Consider the following 19,714-nt stretch of genomic DNA (forward strand, 5'->3'; position numbering starts at 1 on the left):
GCCCCTCCGTGTCAGCACGAGACGTGGATCGGTTCCAGCGGGACGCTGGTGTGATCGTTCGGGGAGTCAGTGCCCACCGGGCGCTGCGCGCGGGCGCGGTCCGTACGCCGGACGTCGGACTCCAGACGACGCCAGTCCCTTGCCCGCCGACGAGCGTGACGGCGATCGCGGCCGCGCTCCCAGCTCTGCTCTTCCTGCTGCTCGCGGATCTGCTTCTGGACGACGTCTGCGCGGGTCTCTTCCGTCCACACCCGCCGCTCGGCCAACTCGTAGCCCAGCGGGCAGAACTCGCCTCGCCGGCAGTCGTCGCACCCGACGCGGTGACGGGCGACCGCACGCAGAGCACGCTCCAGCGCCGCCAACCCCGCCCGGCCCGCCTCGCGTTGGGCCAGAAGCACGGTCATCCGGCACTTCTTGCCACCCGAGCAGATCTTGCAGTCGACCTGGTGACGGGCAATCGCCTGACGCGCACGCTCAAGCGGCGTCTGGGTGGTACGGGGCAGGCGGTGGACCGCCTGCCCCGAGGGCGGGGTCGGCTTGCTGAACTGCTGCTTACTCCGTCGCGCCCCAGCCTCAAGGTCACCCTCCACCAGGGCGGCACCCCACTCCTCGACGGTCAGCCCGGAGAAGTCGACCAGCCGGGCACTGCCAAGGCAGCGCGGCGCCCGCTCTCCCTTCTTCAGGTCCTCCTGGCCCGGGTGATGCGCCTGGATCATGCTGCGCTTCAAGAACCGCCAGGTTCCGCACTCAGGGCACACGATCATCGGCTTCTCACCGTCGCGGAGATTGAGGTCCTGTGGCTTCAACTCGCGGGCGAGGTAAGGGGGGAGAGGGCTGGGGCGCACGAAGAACTCCCTGGGTGGTGTGACACTCGCTGCGTTCCCCGCCCGCCAAGAGCCGACCGCACACAGAATTGCTGGTCAGATCGTGGAGGACAGGCAGCGCAACTGCTGTCTGTAGCTCCCGTCGGGCCGGCCAGGGACCTCGTGGTTCGTCACCCGGCGCGCAGAGCTTCCGACGTAGCTGCGCTATTTGGTTGGTCGTACGTCGGGACCGGGACTTGCGTCCGTTCCCTACCGGCCCCGCCTACGGCGGCTCCGGGCGAAGGTCCGACAACGAGCCGGCGCCAACTCAGTGCGCCGAGACCGGAGTCCAGTTCTCCGCACTTCGATATCGAAGTTGCTTCCAGTAGAGGCTATGATCGCTATCGAAGTCAAGAGGTTCGATATCGAAATACGGCCAAGGGCTTACAGATCAGCGACCTGGGCCGCCCACGACGCTGGCGCTAGACATCGAGGCGCCTAGGATCGCTAGCGAGGTGAGGAGTCGTATGGCGGATGAACCGGGCGCCGAGCAGCCCAAGTACCTGCAGATCGCTGACGCACTGAAGGAAGCGATCGAGCTGGGGGACACGTACGGCCCTGGCGACCGGCTGCCGGGAGAGAGCCTCCTCGCGCAGCAGTACGCCGTGTCCCCGATGACCGCCCGACGAGCTCTCCGCATGCTTGCGAGCCAAGGGCTCGCCGAGTCCCGGAAGGGGGCCGGCTTCTTCGTCCAGGCATTCCAGCCCATCCGCCGACGAGGCATTCAGCGCCTGGCGCGGGATCAGTGGGGGAGCGGCAAATCCATCTGGGCCGCCGACGAGAACCGTCCGTTGGACGTGGACCACGTGACCGTCGAGGAACTCATCCCACCGGCGCACATCCAGCGCATGTTGGAGCTGGGGGAGGGGGAAGCCGCCTGTGCAAGGTCGCGGCGCTACATGCTCGACAGACGTCCGGTCATGGTCGCAACGTCGTACCTGCCGTACAGCCTTGTGGCAGGGTCGGCGATCACTCAGGCGGATACCGGGCCGGGTGGGGTGTACGCGCGACTCGCCGATCTCGGCCACGCACCCGTGCACTTCCGCGAGGAGGTCCGGTGCCTTCTGCCTACGAGCAAAGAGGCAGCCGCCCTGGCCATGTCCCTCGAACGTCCTGTTCTCAAGATCTGCAGGACGGCGTTCGCCGCGGACCAACGCGTAGTTGAGGTCAACGAGATGACACTCGATTCGGCTTCGTACGTCCTCGACTACGAGTTCGACGCCTGACGACATGGGGGCTACCGACCGATCGCTGAATGGCTGGTTCCGTCGCCAACTAGCTTCCGGGGCATGGGCTGTGAGCGAGATGCCCCCGCGTAGCAGTGGTGTGGACTTAGCGTGGCAATACGGCCTCTGCTGCCTGGTCAAGGACCCGTTTGGGGGTGTGTAGTGATCGCTGTGGAGCAGTGGACAGGTGAAGAGGGGCTGCTGCTGCGGTCCGTGAAGCGCCAGTCCGTCCGCGACTTCGCTGACGACCTCGGCATCAGCCCCCGGACGGTCTCGCACTGGAAAGAGGACCCAACTCGCGAATGCCGTCCCCATATGGCACAGATCCTTGATGCCGCGCTCGCCCGGTGTACGCCGGAAGAGCAGGAAGCGTTCCGCTTCCGGCTCGCGGCACTGCGCGGGGAACCTGTTGGCGCGGCTGGGGTTGAAGCAGCCCAGCCAGCACCATGCACCGTTGTCTCGTACAAATTCCTGCCGGTGTACCTAGGCGATCGACTCGGCTCGCTCTACGCTGCCGGGGCGCCCCGGCCGTCGGGCCCCGGAGGGCTTGAGCAGCGGGTTCTCCCAGGGGAGCATCGGACGGCGCATGCCTCCACAGTCCACATTTTTGCCTGCGGGATCGCGTTGGCGCTCCTGGAAGAACACCAACGCGTTGACTCCCTAACCGAGTTGGCGCTGTGGCGGTACCGGTCGTACCTGACGGATCGGGCCTGGACCGGCCAGCGCATGACGCGCCTGTTGGAGCAGTGCAGCCCCGGAGCCGTTGATCCGTCACCGGATCCGGAGTACGTCCTGTCCGTGTACGAGTTGCGTGATCACTCTTGGACGAAAGCAGGGCTCGATCCGGCCTTGCAGTTGCTGACCACCCCGTCGGTCCTGGTCAACCGCCAGGACCCACAGAACATCAGGCCTCTCGGAGCGGGTGTTGAAGACGCCAAGTTCCGCGATGGCTGGGCACATCCGGAAGCGGTGGCGTTCGACGGCGGTGCCTCACGGGGAGTAGCTGGCTGGTCTGGGGTTTCCTATCACCCCCAGCCGGACGAACGTGCCCTGACGACAAGCCAGATCGTTGCCCTAGAGCTGGATGTCCAGGCGCTGTGGGCTCTGTCGTCGCACATCCTGCGCGTGATCGAGGAAGGGCACGACCCGGTGATGCCCCCGGCGTACGGGTGGCGTTTCCTGCGCGGCGCATACGTGCGGCTGACCACCGCAAGGCCGACGGAGACCGCCCAGCATCGGGTGATGCGCGAGGCGATCCTCGCCACGAGTGAACTTCCTGATCGGCTGCGCGCCGCACAGGACGCACTGCGAGACAGCAACCCATAACAGACATACATATGGAAGGCGGGACTGGGTGGACCCTCGTTCGACAGCGCTGCTGGTCATCGACGTACAGCAGGGCTTCGTCAACCAGCACAGCCGTAGTGTGCTCCCCGCGATCGCGCGGCTCGTTGAGGGCTGGCGATCAGCGGGCGCACCCGTGGTGCTGACCCGGTTCCACAACACACCAGGTTCGGCGTACGAAACGATCACCGGCTGGACTCGGCTGCGCTCTCCCGAGGAGCAGGCTCTCGCCGCCGAGCTCGCTCCGTTCGCCGATACCGCGGCCGCCGTCATCGACAAGGACCAGGCATCCGTTTTCACGCCCGAGGGCGCCCAGCTCATTCGGGACGCGGGATGGACCGACCTGGTGCTGTGCGGCATCGACACGGACGCGTGCGTGTACGACTCGGCCCGAGACGCCTATCACCATGGCTTCCGGCCGTGGATCGTCACTGACGCCTGCGCCTCCACCGGAGGGCCCCAGTACCACGACGCGGCGCTGCTAATGGCGGCCCGAAACATCGGCACGGACCACCTACTCACCAGTGACGTCGTCCTGTCACGAATCCACGGAATCCCGGAGGCGCAGTCGTGAACACACGGTCACGCGACACGGACGTTCTCGTGGTCGGCGCCGGCCCGGCCGGGGTGGCGGCCGCAGTCATGGCGGCCAGCCTCAACCTGCGGACCATGGTCGTGGAGGCCGGCCCGGTGGGCGGCAAGCTGCACAGGATCGGAGCCCTGGAGAACGTCCCGGGCAGCTGGTCGACCGGCCCCCAGCTCGCCAAGGCCCTGGCCGTGGACCTTGAACGCCTGGAGAAGGCCGGGCGATGCACGGTCGTGCAGGGCATCGCCGCGAGGGTAAGTGGACACGACGACCGGGCAGAACTCGCCCTCGACGACGGACGCGTGCTCACTACGGAGTTCATCGTGGTCGCCACGGGCGTGACCGACTTGGCGCCGTCCGACGCGGCATGGATTACCGCTTCCGCCGAGTTCTCCGCTCCACCGCTCTGGCGCGCCACTCCGCAGGACCTCACCGCGCGAACGTACGTCCTCGGGGCGGATCGTCCACTCGGAACCTGGCTGCGAGCGCACCCGGATGTGAAGACCACACTGCACGTGCTGTGCCCACCGGCCGACGCATACAAGGCGGCCGAAGTCGAGGCCGACGATCGCGTACGGCTCGTGCCCATCTCGCACGCCGCGATTACCAAGCCCTCGTACGGCGGCGGTTGGACAGTCGAGGTGGAAGGCCACGATGGGGCCAAGACCATCTACGCCGCCACATCGGTGCTCAATAACCTCGGCAACAAGCCGGCGGCTGTGACTGGGCTCGTTTCTGGTGAAGATGGCTACTGCCCACCAGAGAGGCAGCACCGGCGCATCTGGATCGCCGGCGACCTCCGGTCGGCGCGCTACCAGCGCATAGCCACCGCACAAGGATCGGCAGCCGAGGCCGTGCTCACCTACTACTACGAGACCGCGCTGCCCAGTGGGGGCGGGGTTCGATGACCCTCCCGAAAGGCTGGGCACCACGATGCACCCGCCATCAGCGGTCAGCTCGCGCCGACGGCGAACGGAGCCCCCAGGTGAGCCTGCGTACTTCGGCGCGGCACAGGCTCCTGCCTGGCGAGGCCAGCTGGCCGAAGGGCGTTCAGGGCAGCGTGGAGCGTGCGCGAGTCACGGTTCCACCGTTTGGGCGCAATGAGCTTGAGCCGCGGCGCGTCGGCCGGGGGCATGACCTGGCTCATGCAGTCGACGACCGGGATGAGGCCGAGGTTGTGGGTGAACAGCAAGACGGGCTTCTTCGCGACCAGCGATCGGAGTTCGAGGCGGGCAACAGGGCCGAGGACGTGGACGCGACTGCCGAGTCGTTTGGGTCGTCCGATGACGACGAGTCCGTCGAGCTGATCTGCGAGCGTGTCCCAGTCGTACGCGGATTCCCCGAAGGCGGAGCGGTAGTGGAGGAGTTCGACTCCGTCGGGCAGGTCCTCGGTAATGCGCTTGAGCCATCGCTCCCAATTGCAGTCATTGACCGTCTTGGGGCTGGCGCTGACGTAGATGCGGACCGGATTGCCGGGGCAGCGTTCTGCGGCGATCCGGTTCATGGCCGCGGTGTAGCGGCGCTGCTGCTCAGGGTGAGCGAAGGTCTCCACGTCGAGGTGATCGTCGTTCCTGGGCTTCCGCGTCGCGTGCATACCACTAATCATGCCCGGATGGTGCTTCGGGTGTGGAGCAGGGCGGGTTATTTGCGGGTCCTGGCGCTCCGTCAGGACCCGCTCGTCGATTGGCGACACGAGGGGTACCGGGGTGTCGTTGTGGGATCTCAGAGGGGTACCGTGTCCGTGAATAAGATCGACATAGACATGGTTAAGCCCCGCGAGGTGGTGCTCCGGGGCACGGCCGCTGACCTATCCAGGGAAGGTCACGACATGATGCAGGGTACCCGTACCCTCCGACAGACACACACCAAGGCACTCGCCGTGGCAGCGATGGCTCGTCCGTCGCTCCGGCTGGGTGCCTTCTTTGTCTTCCCGCGCCGATCCGGCTGCGGGCGTACCTCCGCCCCGGAAGGGGGCGAGATGTCGTAGTCGTCTGCGGCGGCGCCCGTTGAACGGGTCTTCGAGCCGCCGGGACGCCCGGCCACCCAGGTGATTAGCCGTCACCTCGGCTACAGCGTCCCATCTGCCACCAGAGGGTTTGCCGACCCCCTGAAGGGATTGTCCGTCCGGTTAGCCGCCGGCCGAACAGTTCGATCTTGGTTCTCCGCGAACCAGCGCCAAAGGCGCCTTTTTCATGCCCTCCTCCCTGAAGAAGAGAGGCACGACTATGTTGCAGCATCGTGCTGCCCTTTGTCAGCCCATCCATGCCCGGTTGGCGCATTTTGCGCCGTCTTCCGCGTCACAGTTTTCCCATCAGCCGACCACTTCGCCATGCGAGCCGACTGGCGCGGCATCCCGTGCGCGGTTTCTCTGGGGTGCCCGGTGCGCTGGGTCTATGTCTGTCGGCCACCAATCTTCGAGGCTGCGTTGGCTACGTACTGTTCCGGAGACCGCTGATCCGGTTGTGAAGCGTGGTCCGGGGCATCCGCTCGCGTTCGGCTGGGCTGGTCGTGGTCGTTTGGCGATCGAGGTGCGGGCCGTCCTGGGCAGAAGGGGCCTCGGCAGGGTCGTGGCCCCGGTGCGGCTGACCGTGCCTGTTCCGGGGGCAGAAGGATGAGCGGCGCTGCGGCATCGGCCGCGGTGCCGCCGGCGTTCATCAACTCTTCCGTGGTCGACGCTCCGGAGCTTCCCTCACGGCGGGGTGGTCTGCGGTTGCTACCGGGCGGGGGCCTAGATGACGCGCTGCGGTTGGGTCGGAGTATGCGACTGCGGTTGCTGGCTGCGATCCGGGCGCTGTTGGCGGATGAGTCGCTGGCCGGGCTCGGGGACGCGGCGCGGTTGGCGGCGGTGGTGCTGTACGCGAAGTCGCGGGCGCCGGAAGGCCGGAAGGACGATCTGCAGTCGTATATCTGGGGTGCGGAGCTGGGCCGGTGGCTGGGCATGTCGGAGTCGACGGTCCATCACGACGTGCTGCCGGTGCTGCGGGAGGCCGAGGCTCTACACACCCGGATGGTCACGAACGATGAGGGGCACCCGGTCGGGCTGGACTGCCTGGTCATGCCACTGTGGCGGGCGCACCAGGGCGGGGGAGCGGCTGATCCGCTGGCGCTGTCGAAGGTGGAGCTGTCAGTGCTGCTGCGCCTGCTGGAGGCGCTGTTCGGTCCTGGTTGGGCGCCGGAGGGCAAGGAGCCGACACCTCCGGGGCTGCTGGCTAGCCGTACGGGCAAGGGGGCGGCGACCGACCGGCTCGGGCTGCTGCTGATGGTGCTGAACACGCGGGCGTCGGGCTGGCTGCAGCTGTGCGGCGGCTCGGTGCGGAAGAAGGAGGGGCGCGGGGCGGCGACGCTGGCCCGGCTGCTGGGCTGCTCGGCGTCTGGCGCGCGGAAGGTGCTGGCCAGGTTGACGAAGGCCGGTGTGGTCTCCCGGGGGCGGAAGGCGACGGTGACGCGGATGCGCGGCCGTGGCCGGGTCATGCTGCTGCCGGTCGCCCGTGCGTACGGCCGTGTTGTGGCCCCTGTGGAGGCTGTCCAGGGCTCTGGGTCGGTGTTTTCGCAGCGTCCCGATGGTGCAGTCGGAGATCTTGCTCCTGGCCGGGATGCCAATGCCCTTGGTACGCCTGGGGTTTGTGGTGCCGAGACGGCCCTGGAGACGGGGGATCGGGAGCGTCCCGGTGGTGCAGAGTTCCACGCAGACCACGCACCTGTGGTTACTCCCGTCGTTCCTCTCCCGCTCTCTGGGGGTTTTTCCGGCGAAGGCCGTGGGGGTGAGGACCGTCGGCCGGAGCGCGTGTGCGTGCGCGAGAATCAGGCCCCGGATGGCGAGCACTCCACTGTCGAGTCTGCGTTGCCGGTGGCGAAGGTCGGCCCGCTTCGCGGGGAAAAGCCTGGCAAGTCCGCGGTCGATGAGCAGGGTGGGCAGCGTGCTGCCGGGACACAGGCCGGTGGCTGGCCGAAGGCCGTGGTGGGTGGAAAGACGCGGCAGCAGGGGAAGGTGGACCTTCCCGATGATCTTGGTCTGCGGGTGGCTCTGGGGCCGGTCGCGTGGCTGTGGGCGGGGCTGAACCGCTGGCAGCAGGACCATGTGGTGGCGGCCGTGAAGGCCGAGCTGGAGCGGCTGAAGGACCTGTTGATGCAGCCGGAGGGTGCGCCTCGGTTGCTGGCCGATCGGCTCACCGACCGGCTGGAGGAGGTCGGTGGCGAGGCGCGGGTGAGCAGCCCGTTCGGCTGGATCACTAGGCGGGGCCTGGTGCAGCGGCCGGCCTGCTCGGACGTGCGGTGCGACGACGGGATCCGGCTGGACACTGGCGGCGACTGCGCGAACTGCGGGAACGTGATTCACATCCGCCGTGCCCGCCGGGTGCGGATCGCGGCCGACATCGACCGGGAGCTGCCCGGCATCGGCGAGGCAAAGCGCCGCCAGGTCCTCGAGGACCGGCTGCGCGAGCACGCCGAGGCGGAGGCGGAGGACTTCGTGTGGCGCCGGGAGCAGGCCCGCGCGGAGCAGGCCCGGCGGGAGACGGCTCGTGCGGCTGCCCGGGAGCGGGGGGAGCACGAGCGCCAGGAGGCGGCGGCCGCCGAAGCCGCGCGCCAGGAGCTGCCGTGCGAGGACTGCGGGCAGCAGCGGTCGGCCGGGCTGTGCGAGGCGTGCGGTCTCCGGCGTCGGACCGAGGCGGCGATCACGGAGGCCGGGCTGGTCGCGGCCACTTGGGCGGCCGACCTGGACGACGCCGCCGACGTCGCCGCGGTGGCCGCGCACGTCCGCTCGACGCTGGAAGCCGACATCGAGACCGCCCACCTGCAGTTCCTGGAGCTGATGGAACCGGGCGAGCTGGAGACGAACCCGGTCGCGGCGGCATCCGTGCTGGCCTTCAACGCCCTCCAGGCCGTACAGCAGGCCCTGCCGGAGTACCGCAGCAGCGCCCTCGGGCGGCTGGGAAGCACTCCGGAGGCCGAGGAGGAAGCCCGCCGGGCGTACAAGACCGAGCAAAACCGCAGGTGGTTCCGCGCGAACCCGAACGGCGCGGACGCGGTCGCCGCCGCGACAACGGCAGCCGAAGCCGCCCGGGAACGCACTGCCGAGTACCTGCTCACGGTCCGGCTGGAGCAGCTGCGCGAGCGGACGGCGGATCGCACCGAGACGGCTGCGCCCGCGCCGTGGTCGGCCCGGCTGACCGAGCTCGCGGCGCGACCGCTGGACGGCGAGATGGCCGGGATGGTGATCGCGTGACCGGAGAGGTGAGCGGGGTCGACCTCGCGCGCCAGGCCCTGGCCGCGGCCCGGGAGGCGGCGAAGAAGAACGGCGGCAGCACTCAGAAGGCGAAGCCGAGGCGGTCCCGGACGCAGGTGGTGCGGCGCGACGGCCGAGAGCCGCTCGGGCTCGGCACGGCGATCACCATGATGATGACCGAGCGCGGCATGGTCGCCCCGGCCGCCGGCGGCAGCGTCCTCGCCCAGTTCGGCGACGTCCTCGCCGCGGCCGCGCCCGAACTCGCCGGTCACGTCCAGGCCGTGGGGTTCGACGCGGACACCGGCCGCCTGGACGTCGCCCCCGACGCCCCCGCGTACGGCACGAAGCTGCGCTGGAGCGCGCCGAAGCTGATCGAGGCGGCCAACACGACGGTGCGCGGCGCGAACGTGCGCACCCTGAACGTCCTTTCGCCCGGACTCGGAAAGACCGGCCCTGCCACGGCGGCCGCCGACCCGGATCCGGTCCCGACCGCGCCCGCCGGACCAGTGCGCACCCGGGCGACCGCCTCCGACGGCTATCACCAGGCGCTCGCCGCTCACCAAGCAGTTCGGCCCGAGCGACACGTCGACCCGGCGATCGCCGAGGCGATCGAGGCACAGACCCGCGCCCTGCGCGAGCTCAGCCGGCGTGCGTTCCCCGATCCGGACCCGGACTCGATCGAGAACACCCGGGCCAAGCGCCGCCGCGAAGCCAAGGCCACGCACGCCCAGGCGCTGCGCCGCGCCCGCGCCGAGCGCGCCCAACGCGGCAGTACCGCAGCTGGTGACCAGACCCGGTCTGACCGGCGTACGGCATGAACGCACAACTTGGCCAAATACCGCTGTACTAAAGGGCTTTGATTCGTTGTAGAAGCGGGCACGGAAGTGCTGTACTAGAAACACAGCACTCGCCGGGAAAAGAAGGGCAACGCTTTGTCGCACTACTTCCGTCCCCTCGCGAACGGCACCCGAACCGATCACCCGGTCCCGGGCCTGCCGTTCGTCGACGACTCCCATCTCCCGCTGGACAAAGGCCCCGAGGCCATCGAGGCGGTCGGCCGCCACGAGGCTCAGGGCACGTGGGGGCGCTTCGACCTCGACCGCTCCAACGACGGATGGCGCGCCTTCACCACCGACCCCATCAACCACAGCCTCGCCTGGTCCATCCGCTACCACCCCCAGCACGGCCGGACCGTGATCCTGATGGGAGAGGGAACCTCGTCCCTGCACAGCGACTGGGCGGGGGACCCGCTGTTGTACCGCGCGGGCGGCTACTGGTGGGACGGCACCACCTGGTACCGGCCCGGCCAGATCTGGGACCCGGTCAGCCAGGACTACGAGCGCCGCAAGGCTCAGGCCGCGGTGACCGTCACCGCGGCCGACATGCTTGACGGCCGCGCGAACCCCTCCCGCGCGCATGTGCTGAAGGTCGCCACCTTCGACCGCGAGGCGTCGGCGCTGGCGAACTGGCTCGACCACCTGGCCCTGTGGGGGCAGTTGCACGCGCAGCAGGAGAACGCACTGCCACTGGAACGGTGCGTCGTCAACGTGGCCAGCCCCGAGCTGTCCGGCGACCAGCTGCTGGGAATCCCCGAAATGGCCGCGATGGGGGAGATCAGCGCTTCCACCCTGCGGTCCTACATCTCGCGCCGGGAGAGCGACGTACCGCTGCCGCAGGCGACCGTCGGTGGCCGCGCGCAGTGGTCGCGGCCGGTGGCCGAGGACTGGGTGGAAGCACGCCGGCGCTCCGCCGAAGGTGTGCGGGCGGCCATGTCCGCCGGTGATCGCCACGCCCTGTCACCAGGTGCCGCCGAGGTCCGGGACCGGTTCGCCAACGACTTCCTCAACACTCTCTGGGAGCGCCCGGACGTCCGGAAGCGGTGGATCCTGCGCCAGCGTAACGAGGCGTCGGTCAAGGAGGTCGCCGACAATCTGGCGTGGAGCGTCGCGGTCAGCCTGGACCGCATTCTGCCGACCGACATCCTCGGCGCGACGATCCGGCATGCCGTCCTCGACGACTTCGGTCAGATGCTCGAGCTCCGCGACGCGAAGGACCGGAAGAAGGCGGCCCAGGAGCCCTACTGGTGGGACCTCAACCTGACGATCCCGGTGGCGAAGATGCTCGACTGGTTCGTCCGGCACCACCCCGACTCAGCCCACTGGACGATCGGCGAGATCATGCGTGCCGCGCACACTCGATGGGGCACTCCCCCCGAGGCCACCGTGAAGGCCCTGCGAAGCGCGCTGAACTTGGACGGAGAACTCAGCGAGGAAGTCCTGAAGGACTACTTCGACCGTCTCCGGCCCGCCGGCGAGTCCGCCGTCTGACGGGGGCTTGCACGAAACGGCGGCTCTGGCCGCCCAAGCAGAAAGGGCCTGATGGAACCCCCCGAGCTTCCGACCCCGGACACCGAGCCCGGTGAGATTTACCTGCTGAGTGGTCAGCTGATGTTCATGCCCGGCCTTCCCAGCATCCGCTGCGTGATCCGCAACCAGAGCGGTGGGCGTTGTGTGACCAAGCTGCCCAGCTTCACCCCCTGGCAGCAGTCCCTGCTCGGGCTCCCCACCGAGAGCGGCCTGCTCTGGGTACGCGCCACCCAGGTGCCTGACCACCTCGCCGAGCAGTACGCGGCCCAGCACTGCACCCGTCACCACACCGCTTCTACGCCGCTCGCGGACGACATCTCGCCGCAGTGGGAGGTCTTTGACCCTCAGCAGCACCCCGGTGCCCACGCTCTCTCGCTCCCGAGAGGGCAGTGGACCGCCCTCCCCTTCGACGACAGACCAGCTTTCGGAAACTGAGCTCCCGTCAAGAGATACGAGGGCGCTGGCCTTGCGGGGTTCATGCCGCAGATCGGTGCTGCATTCCGCGCAGGACAGGTCTGACGCCCGATATGTCCGGGGCGAGGGCGCCGGCGCACATCGTCGCCGCCGACGGCTGGGAGGTCGACCTGTCGCTGTGGGCGGACGCCGCCGAGTGCGGGCCGTGCCACCCGGGCAACGACTCGCACTGACCATGCCGTAGTGCGGTCACCTGGGGGCTCTGGCGAGACGGCCGGGGCCCCTCGGCATGCCCCCCGGGTGACATTTCGTCGAAGCCGCCCGCCGCCGGCCCTCGGCCGCCACGATGGGCGGGGGACCACCAGCACCGCAGACCTCTGGCACCACTATGGCCGTGCACGCGCCGCCAGTGACCGTGCTGTTCCGGACGGCTTCTACTGGGCCTGGGGGCAGGACTCCGGACCCGGCGCGGAGGTCTTGGGCAACCTGATCGGTCGCCGTGTCGGCGACCTTGGCGCCGGGGCTGCAAGGCACGCCGCGCACCTGGCGGTTCAGCACCAGCCAGCCCGGGTCACCGCGGTCGACGCCTCACCCGCCCAGTACGCCATGGCGACCGACCTGTACAGGTATCTCGCGCCGCGCCTGCACATCGTGCACTCCGACGTGGTGTCTCACCTGCACGCAATGCGGGGCACGTACGACGTGCTGTACAGCGTCTTCGGCGCCATCGACTTCGCCGACCCGCACGAGCTGCTGCCGGCGGCGGCCGCCGCGCTGCGGCCGCGCGGGCGGCTGGTGTTCGCCACGCTCGCCCACTACTTGAGCGGGGCGCCTGCTCAACCGGGTGTGGTCGCAGCCGATGTGCTGGCGAAGACGCCGGACGGCGAGGAAGCCACGATGCGCCGCTGGGTGTTGCAGGAGCACGTGTGGACCAAGCTGCTCGACGACGCCGGACTCACCGAGATCACCGTCAACGTGCTCCCCGCCACCACCGAAGGAACACGCACCGCCGACACGCTGCTGGTGAGTGCGCACCGCCCGTCCTGATCAGAGGTCGCTGCAGGCCGGCGACGTGGCCTGTGTGTGGAGAGCGGCGCGCAATTGCGCGGCCACCTTCGGATGAGTGGTCCGGCGCTCGGCGGCGGTGCGCAGGTACGCCTCGGCGCCTTGGAGGAGGCCGGATCGCGGGTAGGACAGCACCATCGCACGGTGGGTGCCGTTGCCCAGGATGTGGCTCCACGCGTCGAAGTCGGTGCCTTTGGCGGAAGGGATGTGTCCGTCGACGAAGCTGCCGTCGCGTGCGGTGCAGCTCCACGAAGTGGTGAGAGCGCACTTGGGGCAGGCGAGTGTTCCTAGCATGGCTGGGTAGCGCCGTTCCCATTCCTGGTCCAGGGCGTAGATGTCCTGGGTGAGCGGGATGTTCTTGCCGCACAGGCAGCAGGCGATGCGGAACGGAACACGGGATGACATGCGACGGCTCCCGGGCGTCGGACGGGGTGATCGCTCTCATGCTGGCATCCGCCGCGGCGCAGCCTGGTGAGGCTGGCCGTCCCGGTGGGCAGACCTGTCGGGCGCGGTTAGCCGACGCGGGTCAGGACCCCGGCGCGGCTGGCGAGAGCCATGGACGGCCCCGCCCATCAGGCGAACTCCAGAGCGGGGCCGTCGGCGGCTCGGGTGGGCCTACCGCATTGCCGCGTAGTCCTGTGGTGCCTTGCGGAGGATCTCAAGCATCTGGTCTTCGGTCAGTTTCCGGAAGGCCACCGCGGACGAGTTCGCGATCTTTCGGAACAGGACGTTGGCAGGGATCGGCGGCAGGTCGGCGAAGAGAGGATGATGGTCTGATCCGGCGCCTTCGCTGAACTCGCGGTGCAGCAGCCACACCGCCTCGGCGAACATGGGGTAGTTGGTCTCGTGCTTGCCCCACAGGCACCGCAGCGCGTCGCCGCCGAAATCCCGGTTGATGAAGCCCCAGACGTACGCCATCTCAGCCGTCTTGTCCGGGTGCTTGTCGTCGTTCAGGTACCGGACCCACTCGTTCAGGATGTCCCAGCGCAATGCACTGACGATCACGCCGGTCGGAGCCTCGCTCGGTCGTAAGTCGGCGGCGAACGCATCATTGAAGGTCATCTGGCGACGGTAGCGAGAAGCACCGCCGCCCCGCCACGGCGCCCGCCAGCGTACAAGCGCATCCAGGCAATTGCCTTGTACGGATGGGCTATTGGCGGCGCCAGTGGTGGTGAACCTGGTGCACGTCGGCTTCGAGAATGTCGCGCAGGTCATTGTCGTCTGCGGGGACGTCCAGCCCCAGCTCGCCGGCGACCTTGCGGTAGGACGTCATCATGTCCGGGTCTCCTGCGGCGACGAGGGACGACAGGAGTGCCTGGTCGGCGGGCGTGGTCCGGTCGACGAGGGTGAGGACCTCGACGCGGTCGGCGAGCGTCATGTGGGGGAGCGCGGAGCCGAGCTGCTGCCTGAGCCGGGACCAGGTGGTGGTGGTCTGCTCGCGGGCGGTCTTCTTAAGCGCCCCGCGCACAGCGGCGGCAGCGGATTCGAGGACGTCCGGCGGGAGCTCGCGGCGCCCCTGGCGGTCACGGGCTTGGGCCTGCTTCTTCGCCTGGGACGTCTTCTTGATCCAGGACCTGGCCTGCTGCCGCTCGCCGGCGGACAGCCAGTCGCCGGCGGTTTGCACCGCGGTGGCGAGTTCGTCGGTCAGCTTCCGCTGCTCATCGGCGGGGAGGCGGTCCCCCCGTTGGAGGCGGTTCAGGATCGTCCGGGCCTGGCGTACGGCTGCACTGCGTTCGCGCCGTTCCGTCCGGGCACTGTTCGATTCCTTCTTCCCCTTCCCCTTCTCCTTCTTCTCCGTCGGCGCCTGCTGTGGCCTGGGTGCTGCCTTCGGTTTGCGGCGTCGCTTGGGGCGCGGCGCCAGGAGAGGGTGGAGGACGGTCCGGGCCGCGCCAGGATCGGAGAGATGGTCCTGCTGGCGGAGGAAGGCACGGGCCGCGGTCAGGATGCGCTGCTCGGCGGGGCTGGCGCCGCGCCGGGTGAGCGCCGTGGCGGTCTGGAGTTGGGAGCGTACGTCCCAGGCCCGCTTCTCGGAGACGGCCTGGGCGAGGTCGGCGAAGACGCGCTGCTGATAGTCCTCGTGGCCGGCAAGCCAGGACCGGGCCTCGGCCAGGGCCTGCTCGGCGTCGGCACGGACGGCGGGGGCCAGGGTTTCGAGGAAGGGGCCGCTGCCGTCGCACAGCCGTCGTACGTGTTCGACGGTGCCGGTGCGCTGGGCTGCCTCCAGGCCTCGGATGAAGCGGGTGACGTTTTCCGGCAGGGTTCCCGCGTGGTGCCTGTCGGCCGCCGGGGCGGTGGGGGAGGGGCGGTCGCGGAGGATCTCGGTGGCGGTCGGGGTGATCAGGCCGTCGTCGGTCCAGGCACAGTCGGCGAGGGGGATCCATTCCGTGGGGTGGGCCAGGCTCTGGGTGCCGATCCAGACCTGGCGGCTGGCTCCGCTGCTCTCGCACCGCACCCGGTACACGTATGGGCACCGGGAGAGCACCCCGGCTCCGGCATTACGCCGGGGCCTAGGACGGGGATCCGGTCGCCTGCCCAGTCGGGTGGCACCGTGCCGTCCATGTAGACGCGCAATGCGACGCCGTCGTCGAGGTCCAGGTCCAGCAGCGACCCGATCGGTGGCAGGAAGGCGAACCGGCCGGCCAGGCCATGGTCGAGCAGGGACCGGGACATGGCCGCCTTCACATACAGGTGGTCGGCGCTGGACTCGCCGACCTTCGGCCTCCGGCAAGCGTGCGGGGTGCCGTTGACCTGCGGAAAGTGCTGGAAGTGGCACTGCCGGTCAACGTACAGCTTGTGGGCGAGCTGGGCGCCGCAGCCGCCCAGCAGGAGCCCGCACCAGAAGGTGTCGTGGGCGTGCGCGTGGCGGAACCCGTCCAGCTCGATGGCCTCGGTCGGCAGGACGACAGGCACATCCGAGTGCTCGTCGCCGATCACTGCCGTCTGCACCAGCCGTGTGTCGCGCACTACGACGACCCCCAATCGTCCATGGTCAACGATAGATCTGCGAGTAGACGGTTCGATAGGAGCAGGTCAGGCCGTTGTCTGGCGGCTGCGGCGGGTGCTGGCCGGAAACGCGGGCGGCTGGTTCACTTCCGCCGATGGGTGATGGGTCCCGTCACCGGGGGCCATACTGACCTTGTGACCGTGGACCATGCCGCCGCTTCCCGCTGGGCTCATGTGGCCGAGCGTCTGCCCGCGCATCTTGAGGAGCTGTCCGGCCCCGCGAGCGGGGTGGTGGAGCTTCCTCTGCATCTGGCGTGGTCGGGGCTCAGGCGCTTCGAGGTGGGCGACGAGCAGCTGCTGCTGGGCCTCTACCGCATCGTGCTCACGAACGGCCTGCACGACGACTTGATCGGCTACCTCAACGCCGAACTGCTCGTCAGGCACTGGCCACGGCTGCGGATCGCCCTGGGCAAGCCCGTACGCACATGCTGGGAGCAGCGCTTTCCCGAGTTGGTGGCCGCCGCCGCGGCATGAGACTCCCGGAACTGCACCGACGTCTGCTGAGCGACGCCCTGGACAGCGGCCATGCCTACCGGCTGGTGCTCGCCGGCGGCTACGCGATCCAGGCTCACGAACTCGTGAGCCGAACCAGCCAGGACCTGGACCTGGCCACCGACGCATCGGCAAGCCTGCACGAGATCACCGGCGCCGTCGCCGCTGGCCTGGAGGACAAGGGCTGGGCGATCCACGTCGTCGAGGTCGCCCCTCGGATGGCCCGTCTGCTTGCCACCGACGCGGCCACCGGCGAAGCCTGCGAGCTCGACATTCTGAAAGAGATCTTCCACAGACCTCCCGCGCAGACGGACGCCGGGCCCACGCTGTCCCGGGACGATGCCGTTGGCCTGAAGGTCCGTGCCCTGCACGACCGCGGCTTCCCTCGGGACGTCATCGACGTCTTCAGCGCACGCGACCTCTACACGATCGGTGAACTCGAGCGTCTGGGCGCTCAGCACGACGAAGAGTTCGACCTCGAGGAACTGCACGGACGACTCGAAGCGGTCGACTTCACCTCCGACCAGGAGTACGCCGCGTACGACATGACCCCCGACCGCATCGCCGAGCTGCGAGCGTGGGTCCGGGACTGGCAGGACGACCTCGGACTGCGTCTGGCCGAACCATACGCCGAGGAAGAGGACGAGGACGACGGCTGAAACGATCGGGTCTCTCCGTTGAAGTGCACGTCCGGGAACTGAGGGGGACCAGCCTCTGCTCTTCCGGCCTGTCCCGAACGGGGTCCGATGGCAAGGCGGTTCGCGCGCTGGCGCGGTCAGTGTGAGGCTGTGAAGGCTGCGACGCGTTCGAAATGGTGGGAGGTGCGTTCTTTGCCCTTTGCGCCGGTGCAGGGAGCGTGCGCGGGGGAGGAGCATCGGGGGCAGGGCACGGTGCGGACGTGTTCGCGGGGCGGCTGCAGCCGATGCTGCCCGCCGACCTGAGGGCCGGGGATGCTGCGGTGTCGGTCGGCGTGGTAGGCGGTGACACGCCGCTGGTGATTGACGTACCGGGTGGCGCCGTCCGGGGCGCGGCATGCTTGTCCTGCTGCGACACCGCACTGAGGGCAGGCGACGCTTCGCACCTCCCGCCTGTTGGGGGTGCGGCGCAGGTGGGACACGTCCGGCTGGAGCGCTTCAAGGGCGGCCTGGGTGGCCGCACGGGATGCGCCAGTGCGCCAGTAGGCCAGGAGCTTGGCCATATCGGACCGCGGGCTGGTTGTGCAGACGTCCTGGTGCGCAACGCGTACGGTGTCGGTTGGGTCGGCCCAACCGAGGTTGACGGCGGTGCCGTTGCCGGTGACACGCCAGCGCAGGCCTCCTGGCGCAAGCCGGGTGGGGGCCTCGCGGATGTCGAGGTCGACTGGGACGCCGTCCGGGTCGGTGTGGCGTCGTACGGTGTCCCCGCAGCGCGGGCAGGCTGTCGGGGTCCCGAGGTCTGCGTACTTGGAAGGCACGCGTTCAACGTAGCGGCGGTGCCACAGTGGTGCGGGCGACGCGCCGCGCGACGGCTGAGAGCCGGAAGCCGCGCCCTTGCGGCAAGTGTTCAGCATGAATGAGGGGCCGCGCGAAGACTCTCAGCGGCGACTTCCTGCGCGGTGAAGCCCCGACGGCTGTGACGCACGTCGACCAGTGAGTCGGCTGCGCACGAGGCCGGCCGGGGCGTTCTTCACACGATGCTGAGCGCGGCCAGGGTCGTAAGCCCGAGTCCCATGGATACCGCGAAGGCTCCTCCTGCGGACAGCACGGCCTCGGCCAGCGACGAGCCGGTGGTGTAGGTGAGGATGCCAGCGCCGGTGGCCACGATTATCGAGACCAGTGCGCAGATCACGACCAGCAGAACCTTGACGCCGAACGACGGGTTGAACTTCAACGGTCCGGATGCCCTTTCCAGCGGCCGGACCCAGGGTGTACGGCCCTCAGCCCGACCACCACGTTTGTGTACGTGGGATCTTGCTGAGGCCGTGCCGACGTTCACTGGTCTCGCTGCCTTGCCAGGGCCGTCCTGTGGCTGTTCATCCTGGTCTGCTCGGTGTCAGTGGGGCGTGGGCTCAACGATCAAGCTCGCGGGGCATGCCCCGGGCTACGCAACAACAGCCACGCAATCAAGGGACAGCGCAATTAGGCTCAAGCCCGCTTGGGGGCGCCTTGGTGTCGGCCGACCCGGGCACGTCGGGGTCCCGAGTTCGCGCGTGTCGCTGAGCACTGTAGCGGGCGGGTCAAGCACCAACACCCGCGACACGCACACGCGTTCAAGCCGAAGCCTGGGCTGTGTTTCCCATGTGGTCCAGCAGGCGTACGAGCGAACTGCCGAGCACTGCACTCCACCCCGTAGCAGCCACGGTTCACCTTGCCGGTCGCCTACCCCGCCCCTTCCGCCGCGCTGTAGCTGGGGAGTTGTCTCGCAGGAGACGAGTGTCCGGCGCCGAGGATGTGAGGTGGTCCGGGTCGGAACTGTGCGCGGGCCGGTCAGCCATGTTCTGCTGAATTCTTTAGATACGAGTGATCCAGAGTTCTCCTGAGTGCTCTGAGGTAGAGTAGTGATCGGTGTGATGTTGCCGTTCAAAGGAGACACGCGTTGCCGACCGTGAGCCTGCACTTCGACTCATCCTTGGTGGCCCGTCTGGCGGCTGCCGGGCCGGATGAAACGGTCCATATCACCTTGTCGGTCGACGTCGCACCCGACAACGCGCATGACGGTGGTTTCTCTGGTGAGGGGCGTGCCGTCGCTCCGCAGGGCCCGCTTGCCGAGTTGCTACTGAAGGGTCTGTTGAAGGCCGGGGACACCTTGTCGTTTCAGCAGCCGCGGGCGGGTCGGGAGGCGGTGGCGACGGTGGCCGCTGACGGGCGGCTGATCGTCGAGGGGAAGGCGGTGCCGTTTACCTCGCCGTCGAAGGCGGCTTCGGCTGTGACTGGCACGGCGTCGAACGGGTGGGCACTTTGGCGGACCGCTGCTGGCCAGACCCTCGATGCGCTGCGTACGCAACTTCAGCAGCTTTGACCAACTGGCCCGGCCTGAGCCGGGTTCTCTCCCTCACTTTGATGTCCCAGCAGCAGCCCGTGCGTGGAGGAGTACGTGAGTTCGGCGAGTCGGCCCCGGCCTGTGAAACCCCCGGTCCAGCGGCCGGGGACAGG

20 protein-coding genes are annotated in these 19,714 nt (G+C 68.8%); 12 read left to right on the forward strand and 8 right to left on the reverse strand.

Annotated elements, in window-relative coordinates:
• Nucleotides 1-11 precede the first annotated feature (11 nt).
• Nucleotides 12-845 (reverse strand): hypothetical protein, encoded by an 834-nt coding sequence (locus tag EF387_RS33115; protein WP_238431836.1) that lies wholly within the window; start codon nt 843-845, stop codon nt 12-14.
• 485 nt (nt 846-1,330) lie between these two features.
• Here EF387_RS33115 and EF387_RS33120 point away from each other — a divergent pair, with 485 nt between their 5' ends.
• The 4 genes from EF387_RS33120 (at nt 1,331) to EF387_RS33135 (ending at nt 4,927) form a co-directional block, all read left to right on the forward strand.
• On the forward strand, nt 1,331-2,089 hold the full coding sequence (locus EF387_RS33120; protein ID WP_128380357.1) for a GntR family transcriptional regulator: 759 nt from the start codon (nt 1,331-1,333) through the stop codon (nt 2,087-2,089).
• Between the two features lie 162 nt (nt 2,090-2,251).
• Nucleotides 2,252-3,415, forward strand: coding sequence for an XRE family transcriptional regulator (locus tag EF387_RS33125; protein WP_128380358.1), 1,164 nt, complete (start codon nt 2,252-2,254; stop codon nt 3,413-3,415).
• Between the two features lie 28 nt (nt 3,416-3,443).
• On the forward strand, nt 3,444-4,007 hold the full coding sequence (locus EF387_RS33130; protein ID WP_162467250.1) for a cysteine hydrolase family protein: 564 nt from the start codon (nt 3,444-3,446) through the stop codon (nt 4,005-4,007).
• Nucleotides 4,004-4,927, forward strand: a complete 924-nt coding sequence (locus EF387_RS33135; RefSeq protein WP_128380359.1) for an FAD-dependent oxidoreductase — start codon at nt 4,004-4,006, stop codon at nt 4,925-4,927. The genes EF387_RS33130 and EF387_RS33135 overlap by 4 nt, the downstream gene beginning before the upstream one ends.
• Nucleotides 4,928-4,971: 44 nt before the next feature.
• Here EF387_RS33135 and EF387_RS33140 read toward each other — a convergent pair whose 3' ends face one another.
• The gene (locus EF387_RS33140; protein ID WP_128380360.1) at nt 4,972-5,613 is read right to left on the reverse strand and encodes a hypothetical protein; all 642 of its coding nucleotides are present in this window, start codon (nt 5,611-5,613) and stop codon (nt 4,972-4,974) included.
• 1,164 nt (nt 5,614-6,777) lie between these two features.
• Between EF387_RS33140 and EF387_RS33145 the strand changes: the two genes are divergently transcribed.
• The 5 genes from EF387_RS33145 (at nt 6,778) to EF387_RS33165 (ending at nt 13,070) form a co-directional block, all read left to right on the forward strand.
• The gene (locus tag EF387_RS33145) at nt 6,778-9,243 is read left to right on the forward strand and encodes a hypothetical protein (protein ID WP_238431837.1); all 2,466 of its coding nucleotides are present in this window, start codon (nt 6,778-6,780) and stop codon (nt 9,241-9,243) included.
• Nucleotides 9,240-10,061: a DciA family protein gene (locus EF387_RS33150; protein ID WP_128380362.1), complete on the forward strand. Its 822-nt coding sequence runs from the start codon at nt 9,240-9,242 to the stop codon at nt 10,059-10,061. The genes EF387_RS33145 and EF387_RS33150 overlap by 4 nt, the downstream gene beginning before the upstream one ends.
• Before the next feature lie 114 nt (nt 10,062-10,175).
• Nucleotides 10,176-11,570, forward strand: coding sequence for a hypothetical protein (locus EF387_RS33155; RefSeq protein WP_128380363.1), 1,395 nt, complete (start codon nt 10,176-10,178; stop codon nt 11,568-11,570).
• A gap of 51 nt (nt 11,571-11,621) precedes the next feature.
• Entirely contained in the window at nt 11,622-12,044 is a 423-nt protein-coding gene (locus tag EF387_RS33160; protein ID WP_128380364.1) for a hypothetical protein, read from the forward strand.
• Nucleotides 12,045-12,323: 279 nt separating this feature from the next.
• Nucleotides 12,324-13,070 (forward strand): class I SAM-dependent methyltransferase, encoded by a 747-nt coding sequence (locus tag EF387_RS33165; RefSeq protein ID WP_128380365.1) that lies wholly within the window; start codon nt 12,324-12,326, stop codon nt 13,068-13,070.
• On the opposite strand, the gene EF387_RS33170 is transcribed toward EF387_RS33165, so the two are convergent.
• From EF387_RS33170 to EF387_RS47170, 4 genes are all read right to left on the reverse strand, one after another.
• Nucleotides 13,071-13,493: a hypothetical protein gene (locus tag EF387_RS33170; RefSeq protein ID WP_128380366.1), complete on the reverse strand. Its 423-nt coding sequence runs from the start codon at nt 13,491-13,493 to the stop codon at nt 13,071-13,073.
• 210 nt (nt 13,494-13,703) lie between these two features.
• A complete protein-coding gene (locus tag EF387_RS33175; protein ID WP_128380367.1) occupies nt 13,704-14,150 on the reverse strand; it encodes a hypothetical protein in 447 nt (148 codons plus the stop codon).
• An 88-nt stretch (nt 14,151-14,238) separates the two neighbouring features.
• Nucleotides 14,239-15,540 (reverse strand): hypothetical protein, encoded by a 1,302-nt coding sequence (locus EF387_RS33180; protein WP_162467251.1) that lies wholly within the window; start codon nt 15,538-15,540, stop codon nt 14,239-14,241.
• Nucleotides 15,426-16,067: a hypothetical protein gene (locus EF387_RS47170; protein ID WP_162467252.1), complete on the reverse strand. Its 642-nt coding sequence runs from the start codon at nt 16,065-16,067 to the stop codon at nt 15,426-15,428. Before EF387_RS47170 ends, EF387_RS33180 begins: the two co-directional genes overlap by 115 nt.
• A gap of 159 nt (nt 16,068-16,226) precedes the next feature.
• Here EF387_RS47170 and EF387_RS33185 point away from each other — a divergent pair, with 159 nt between their 5' ends.
• Both EF387_RS33185 and EF387_RS33190 read left to right on the forward strand, forming a co-directional pair.
• Nucleotides 16,227-16,565 (forward strand): hypothetical protein, encoded by a 339-nt coding sequence (locus EF387_RS33185; protein ID WP_238431838.1) that lies wholly within the window; start codon nt 16,227-16,229, stop codon nt 16,563-16,565.
• The gene (locus EF387_RS33190) at nt 16,562-17,242 is read left to right on the forward strand and encodes a nucleotidyl transferase AbiEii/AbiGii toxin family protein (protein WP_128380369.1); all 681 of its coding nucleotides are present in this window, start codon (nt 16,562-16,564) and stop codon (nt 17,240-17,242) included. The genes EF387_RS33185 and EF387_RS33190 overlap by 4 nt, the downstream gene beginning before the upstream one ends.
• Nucleotides 17,243-17,358: 116 nt before the next feature.
• Here EF387_RS33190 and EF387_RS48710 read toward each other — a convergent pair whose 3' ends face one another.
• Both EF387_RS48710 and EF387_RS33195 read right to left on the reverse strand, forming a co-directional pair.
• On the reverse strand, nt 17,359-18,132 hold the full coding sequence (locus tag EF387_RS48710) for a DUF6083 domain-containing protein (protein WP_238431839.1): 774 nt from the start codon (nt 18,130-18,132) through the stop codon (nt 17,359-17,361).
• Between the two features lie 116 nt (nt 18,133-18,248).
• Nucleotides 18,249-18,452, reverse strand: coding sequence for a hypothetical protein (locus tag EF387_RS33195; protein WP_128380370.1), 204 nt, complete (start codon nt 18,450-18,452; stop codon nt 18,249-18,251).
• A 714-nt stretch (nt 18,453-19,166) separates the two neighbouring features.
• Between EF387_RS33195 and EF387_RS33200 the strand changes: the two genes are divergently transcribed.
• Complete coding sequence (locus tag EF387_RS33200; protein ID WP_238431849.1) at nt 19,167-19,580, forward strand: DUF4357 domain-containing protein; 414 nt, start codon at nt 19,167-19,169, stop codon at nt 19,578-19,580.
• Nucleotides 19,581-19,714: the final 134 nt, after the last annotated feature.

Source organism: Streptomyces cavernae (genome assembly GCF_004023625.1).
Taxonomy (GTDB): domain Bacteria; phylum Actinomycetota; class Actinomycetes; order Streptomycetales; family Streptomycetaceae; genus Streptomyces; species Streptomyces cavernae.

What these genes read in the sequence shown, in the direction of transcription:
- EF387_RS48710 (WP_238431839.1), bottom strand. Translation starts at nt 18,132, where the DNA reads ATGCTGAACACTTGCCGCAAGGGCGCGGCTTCCGGCTCTCAGCCGTCG.
- EF387_RS33145 (WP_238431837.1), top strand. Translation starts at nt 6,778, where the DNA reads ATGCGACTGCGGTTGCTGGCTGCGATCCGGGCGCTGTTGGCGGATGAG.
- EF387_RS33140 (WP_128380360.1), bottom strand. Translation starts at nt 5,613, where the DNA reads ATGCACGCGACGCGGAAGCCCAGGAACGACGATCACCTCGACGTGGAG.
- EF387_RS33170 (WP_128380366.1), bottom strand. Translation starts at nt 13,493, where the DNA reads ATGTCATCCCGTGTTCCGTTCCGCATCGCCTGCTGCCTGTGCGGCAAG.
- EF387_RS33175 (WP_128380367.1), bottom strand. Translation starts at nt 14,150, where the DNA reads ATGACCTTCAATGATGCGTTCGCCGCCGACTTACGACCGAGCGAGGCT.
- EF387_RS33120 (WP_128380357.1), top strand. Translation starts at nt 1,331, where the DNA reads ATGGCGGATGAACCGGGCGCCGAGCAGCCCAAGTACCTGCAGATCGCT.
- EF387_RS33160 (WP_128380364.1), top strand. Translation starts at nt 11,622, where the DNA reads ATGGAACCCCCCGAGCTTCCGACCCCGGACACCGAGCCCGGTGAGATT.
- EF387_RS33190 (WP_128380369.1), top strand. Translation starts at nt 16,562, where the DNA reads ATGAGACTCCCGGAACTGCACCGACGTCTGCTGAGCGACGCCCTGGAC.